Here is a 6,109-nt window from a genome sequence, read left to right on the forward strand (position 1 = left end):
CGGCTCCGGGATAGCGGCCGACGCTTGGGATCGTGACTAGCACCGGACACGACTGTTGATCCGCGGATCGATGAGCTTCGCTGCGATCGCCGCGGCTTGTCGGGCAGAATCCTGTCACACTTGTCACTCTCACCGGTTCGCCGGCGGCCCTATCCTGCCTCACGACCAGCAAACAACGCCGCGCCGGCAATGGTGCGGGGGATCGGCAAGGGAGACGCGAGATGGCACATCCGGATAGGACGAGACATCACCCGGCGGCGCGGCGCGCAATCGAAACGCCACGGATCGTTTCGCCGCTTGCGAGATTATCTGGCCCTGAAAGAAGTGATCAGGCCTTCCGCCATGCGGACGAACTGCGCGCTCGGGCCCTCGGCGCCGACGCTTTGCAGGCTGACACGGGCGCCCTCGAGCAACAGCGACAGCGTGTCCGCAAGAAGTTCGGCCTGTCCGATGCCGGCATCGCGACACAGGGAGACCAGCCGCTCGCGCTGCGCTTCCTTGAGTTCCTTGATCACTTGCCTTGCCGGATGATCGGCCTCGCTCAGCTCGATGGCGGCGTTGGCCATGTCGCAACCGCGACGGTCGGACATCAAGCAATCGGCCGCCATTCGGACCCAGGCGTGCAGCTGCGCCAGCTTGTCGCCCGGATTCTCGGCCTCGAACTTTTCCCACATCGCGTTGGCGCTGCAGGCGGTCGCCCGCAGACATTCGATGATCAGGTCGTCCTTGGACTCGAAATGCCGGTAGAGCGTCATCTTGTTGGTGCCGGCGGCCTCGGTGATGGCGTCGATGCCGACGCCGCGAATGCCATGCTTGTGAAACATGTCCCGTGCCGTCTCCAGGATCCTGTCCCGGGGGCGAACACGCTCCACAACACCGTCTGTCATCAAAACCTCCGTGATTGCGTTTCCCGAAATTCCCTCGGTGCACCTCTTGACTAGGGTGTTACCGGTCTGTAACGTTAGAGATGTTACTTACCTGTAACACCCGCATTGCATCATGTCAAACTCGCAAGTGCCGGCCATCAGCCCCGCCCCGATCGGCAAGGGGACGAACCGCACCTTACGGCCTCGGCCGGCGAGCAAGAGAACACCCGATCCGCGGCCTGCCGCGGATCACCAAAAACCAGGAGCCGCTTCGATGTCGCAGCGCAATGATCTGACGATCGATGAAGTCGTGAGGGATCCGATGATCCGCATGCTGATGAAAGCCGACCGCGTCGACCCGCGGTCTTTCGAGGCGATGCTGCGTGCGCTGGCGGATGAGCAGGCCGAGCGCCGCAATGCGCCGCGCCGCCCTCTGCAAGATTTCGGTTTTCTCGAAGATTCCGGCTCAATGCGCAGCCGGCGGCTGTCCAGGGTGGCCAAGGCCTTTGGCCGGGCCAGAGCATCGGGCGAGGCGTGCATCTCATGGTAAACTTCTTCATCCATCGCCCGATCTTTGCGTCGGCGATCGCCATCATCATGGTGCTCGCCGGGGGGATCTGTTATTTCCTGCTGCCCGTCTCGCAATTTCCCGACATCACGCCGCCCCAGGTCGTGGTCAGCGCCCATTACCCGGGCGCCAGCGCGCAGGTCGTCGCCGACACGGTGACGACGCCGCTCGAACAGCAGATCAACGGCGTCCAGGGCATGACCTATATGTCGTCGTCGAGCTCCAATGACGGCTCCTCGACGATCACCATCACCTTCGACGTTGGCTACGATCTGAGCACCGCGGCCGTCGACGTCCAGAACCGCGTTTCGCAGGCGGCTTCCTCGTTGCCGGCCATCGTCAATCAGGGCGGCGTGACGATCAAGAAGCAGAACCCGAACTTCGTCCTGATCGTCGACCTCACCTCGCCGGACGGTTCCGTCAACCCGGTCGCGTTGAGCAATCTCGCCTATCTGCAGGTGGTCGATCCGCTGAAGCGCCTGCCCGGCGTTGGCGACGTGCAGATCTTCGGCGAGCGGCGCTATTCGATGCGCATTTGGCTCGACCCCGACAAGCTAGCCAATCTCGGCATTACTGCCGTCGACGTGCAGAACGCCGTCGCCGAGCAGAACGTCCAGGTGGCGGCCGGCAAGATCGGGCAGTCGCCGGCTCCGGCCGGCACTGCCTTCGAGATGCAGGTCAACGCCGTGGGCAGGCTGAGCGATCCCAAGGAGTTCGGCGACATCGTCGTGCGCGCCAATACCGCAAACGGCTCGCTGGTCAGGCTGCGCGACGTTGCGCGCATCGAGCTCGGCGCGCTGCAATATTCGTCGTCGGCCTTCTTCGGCAAGGACCCGACGGTGGTGCTGGCGGTCTACCAGATGCCGGGCTCCAACGCGCTCGATCTGCAGCAGCGCGTCAAGGACAAGATGCAGGAGCTGTCGGCCCGTTTCCCGAAGGGCGTCAGCTACGCCATGCATTACGATACGACACGTTTCGTTTCGGCCTCGATGCACGACGTGCTGATCACGCTCGGCGAAGCGCTGGTCCTGGTCGTCGCCGTGGTGTTCATCTTCCTGCAAAGCTGGCGCACCACGATCATCCCGACGATCGCAATTCCGGTGTCGCTGGTGGCGACGCTGGCCGTCATGAATATGCTTGGCTTCTCACTGAATATGCTCAGCCTGCTCGGCATGGTGCTGGCGATCGGCCTCGTCGTCGATGATGCGATCGTCGTCGTCGAGAATGTCGAACGCCAACTTGAGGCCGGCCTCAAACCGCTGGCTGCCACGCGCACGGCGATGGCTGAGGTCACCGGCCCGATCATCGCCACGACCGCCGTGCTGATGGCCGTGTTCGTGCCGGTCGCCTTCATTCCCGGCGTGTCCGGCCGGCTCTACAACCAGTTTGCCCTGACGGTGGCGATCTCCTTCGGCATTTCGGCCTTCGTCTCGCTGACGCTTACCCCGTCGCTCAGCGCCGCCTTCCTGCGCCACCGGCCGGAAACGCAGTTCGTGCTGTTCCGCTGGTTCAACATGGGCTTCGAACGGCTGGCGCATGCCTATGCGAATGGCGTGCGCATTCTCATCCGCCTGCGCTGGATCATGCTCGGCGTGTTCGCGGCCGGACTTGTCGCGACCTATTTCGTCTGGCAGCGCCTGCCCTCGACCTTCCTCCCGGTCGAGGACCAAGGCTATTTCTTCGTCGTCATCCAGCTCCCCGACGGGGCCTCGCTGGAACGCACCGACGCCGTGGCGCAAAAGGCACGCGACATCCTGCAGAATACCCCCGGCGTCGACATCGTCGGCTCGATCAGCGGCTTGAACTTCCTGACCAGCGCCGCGCAGTCGAACTCGGCGGTCGAATTCGCCATCCTGAAGCCATGGGACGAACGCGGCCCCGACCAGAGCGCTTCGAAGCTCGTCGCCGACGTGCGCAACAAGCTGCTGCAAATTCCGGAGGCTTTTGCGCTGAGCTTCGACCCGCCGTCGATCCCGGGCATTGGTACCACCGGTGGCTTCGAGTTCCAGGTCGAGGACCTGACCGGCCGCGGCAGCGTGGCGCTCAACGATGCGACGCAAGCGGTGATTGCCGAGGCGCGCAAGCAGCCCGAGCTCAACCCGCAGCAATTGTTCTCGTCGTTCTCGACCTCGACGCCGCAGTTCAACTACGATCTCGATCGCGCCAAGGCGAAGCTGCTCGGGCTCAACCTGCCGGACGTCTTCAATACGCTGCAGATCTATCTCGGCTCGCTCTATGTGAACGATTTCAACCTGTTCGGCCGCACCTTCCGGGTGACGATCCAGGCCGACAAGGACTCTCGTGCGGGTCCGGCCGACATTTCGCGGCTCTATGTCCGCAATGCGTCGGGCGGCATGGTGCCGCTGAGCACGCTGGGCAAGCTTGTGCCCATCGTCGGCCCAGAGACCGTGCCGCATTATAACAACAATGCGTCGGCCCTGATCAATGGCGGCGCCGCCCCCGGCTTTTCGTCCGGCCAGGCGGTGGCGGCAATGGAGCGTGCCGCTGCCACGGCGTTGCCGAGAGATTTCGGCTACGAATGGACTGGCATCACCTATCAGGAGCTCAAGGCGGGATCGATCGCATCCGTCGTCTTTGGTCTCGCGATCGTCTTCGTCTTCCTGATCCTCGCCGCGCAATATGAGAGCTGGGCGATGCCGTTCATGGTGCTGCTGGCGGTGCCGCTTGCATTGTTCGGTGCGTTCGTCGTGCTGTGGCTGCGCGGCATGCAGATCGACGTCTATTCGCAGATCGGCTTCGTCATGCTGATCGGACTGGCGGCCAAGAACGCGATTCTGATCGTGGAGTTTGCCCGGCGCCGGCGCGAAGAAGGCCTCAGCATCGTCGACGCCGCGATGGAAGCGGCGCGGCTGCGGCTGCGACCGATCCTGATGACCGCCTTCGCCTTCATCCTCGGCGTGCTGCCGCTAATGTTCGCTACAGGTGCAGGTGCCGCGAGCCGGCAGTCGATCGGCACCACCGTCTTTGGCGGCATGGTCGCGGCGACGATCCTGTCGCTGGTGTTCGTGCCGGTCTTCTATGCGGTGATCGAGCAGCTGCGCGAGCGCCGCAGCGAGAGCGGACCGGTCTCCGAAGCGACTGAACAACCAACTGCCGAATCCGCCTTCGAGCCATTGGCCGAAGCGGCTGAATAGGACTGGAGAATTGATCATGCGTAAATGGAAAATCGCGCTGGGAACGGCCGTCGCCCTTGGGGCGATTTCAGTGGCGAGCGTTCACCTGCTCGACATGGGCAGCCTCAGCCTCAACGCCGGCACAGCCGGGGCGGCGACCCCCAAGCCGGAAGCCTTTGTCATGCCGGTGCCGGTGGTGAGCGTCGTCAAGAAGACGATCCCGATCTATCTCGACTATGCCGCCCGGGTGGAGCCCATTCGCAGCATCACGCTGCAGGCGCGCGTGCCGGGGTATCTGCAGGAGCAGGTCGCCACCGACGGCAGCGACGTTGCCAAGGGCGACCTTCTCTACAAGATCGCCCCGGAGGATTTCCAGGCTGCCCTCGAGCAGGCGAAGGCGCTTATCCAGCGCGACACGGCAACACTCGACTATGCACGCTCCAGTCTCGGGCGCGGCAGCGAGCTCGCCAAGAGCGGCTATCTCGCCAAGGACGTGTTCGACCAGCGCACCAGCACCTTGCGCGAGGCTCAGGCCTCGCTCGCCGTGAACCAGGCCGCTTTGCGGACCGCCGAGCTCAATTTGAGCTATACCGAAATCAGCGCCCCGTTCGCGGGACGTATCGGACGCAGCCAGGCTTCCGTTGGAACGCTGGTCAGCGTCGCCGGCACCGTGCTCAACTCGCTGGTGCAGCTCGATCCGATCTACGTCACGTTCAATCCGAGCGAAACGGACCTGACCCAGATCGAGGAAGCTCGGGCTGCGGGACCGATCAGTGTCGATGTCCTGCTTCCTGGTGAAACCGAACCGCGCCAGAAGGGCGATCTTACCTTCATGGACAACACGATCGATCGCTCGACCGGCACGATCACGGCACGGGCGACGGTCGGCAACGGCAAATTCACGCTGCTGCCCGGCCAGTATGTCCGCGTCAGACTGCACGTCAAAGAGCAGCCCGATGCGCTGATGGTGCCGCAGACGGCACTCGGCTCAGGCCAGCTTGGCAAATACCTCTATGTCGTCGGCAAGGACAACACCGTCGACCAGCGCATCGTTTCGCTCGGACCGACCAATGGCGATCAGGTTGCCATCTTGAGCGGTGTGGCCGAAGGCGACCGGGTGATTACCGGCAATCTGCAGAAGATCGGCCCGGGAATGCCGATCTCGCCGCTGCCCGAGAAACCGGCCACCTGATAACCCCCATCAGGTCCGGTCCCGCGGCGCCCTCGGCTCCCACGCCAAGGGCGCCGTTTTTGCTGATAGTTTCGACACGGTCGATTCAAGCCGTAGCGCGAACGGCGGCTCTGGCGACGATGGCAGCATAGAGGCGCTCTCTAGAGTCTTTCACGTTTTGACGGAAGCGTATCCGGCGTTTGCGAAGTAGTTTTTGCATTCGCCGGGTTCGATCGTCGCAACGAGGTGGCCGATGTGGCGCCAAGCGTCCTCGACGGTACGCTTCTGAGCTTGTCGCATCCAATGCTTGATCTTGGCGAAGGCCTGCTCGATCGGGTTGAGGTCGGGGGAGTAGGGTGGCAGGTACCAA

General features: G+C 63.4%; 5 protein-coding genes. 3 read left to right on the forward strand and 2 right to left on the reverse strand.

From position 1 onward, the window contains the following. Positions 1-305: 305 nt before the first annotated feature. Positions 306-887 (reverse strand): TetR/AcrR family transcriptional regulator, encoded by a 582-nt coding sequence (locus NKH23_RS26930; RefSeq protein ID WP_031211029.1) that lies wholly within the window; start codon positions 885-887, stop codon positions 306-308. Between the two features lie 253 nt (positions 888-1,140). Here NKH23_RS26930 and NKH23_RS26935 point away from each other — a divergent pair, with 253 nt between their 5' ends. Genes NKH23_RS26935 through NKH23_RS26945 form a run of 3 tightly spaced genes read left to right on the forward strand, consistent with a single transcriptional unit; the run spans position 1,141 to position 5,760 of the window. Next, on the forward strand, positions 1,141-1,416 hold the full coding sequence (locus NKH23_RS26935) for a hypothetical protein (RefSeq protein ID WP_352720687.1): 276 nt from the start codon (positions 1,141-1,143) through the stop codon (positions 1,414-1,416). Next, entirely contained in the window at positions 1,410-4,589 is a 3,180-nt protein-coding gene (locus NKH23_RS26940; protein WP_352720689.1) for an efflux RND transporter permease subunit, read from the forward strand. The genes NKH23_RS26935 and NKH23_RS26940 overlap by 7 nt, the downstream gene beginning before the upstream one ends. A gap of 16 nt (positions 4,590-4,605) precedes the next feature. Then, positions 4,606-5,760 (forward strand): efflux RND transporter periplasmic adaptor subunit, encoded by a 1,155-nt coding sequence (locus NKH23_RS26945; protein WP_352720691.1) that lies wholly within the window; start codon positions 4,606-4,608, stop codon positions 5,758-5,760. A gap of 150 nt (positions 5,761-5,910) precedes the next feature. Here NKH23_RS26945 and NKH23_RS26950 read toward each other — a convergent pair. Beyond that, positions 5,911-6,109: transposase (locus NKH23_RS26950; RefSeq protein WP_352913171.1), on the reverse strand; the 199-nt coding region annotated here is incomplete at its 5' end.

This window comes from Mesorhizobium sp. M1328 (assembly GCF_040318075.1).
Classification (GTDB): Bacteria; Pseudomonadota; Alphaproteobacteria; order Rhizobiales; family Rhizobiaceae; genus Mesorhizobium.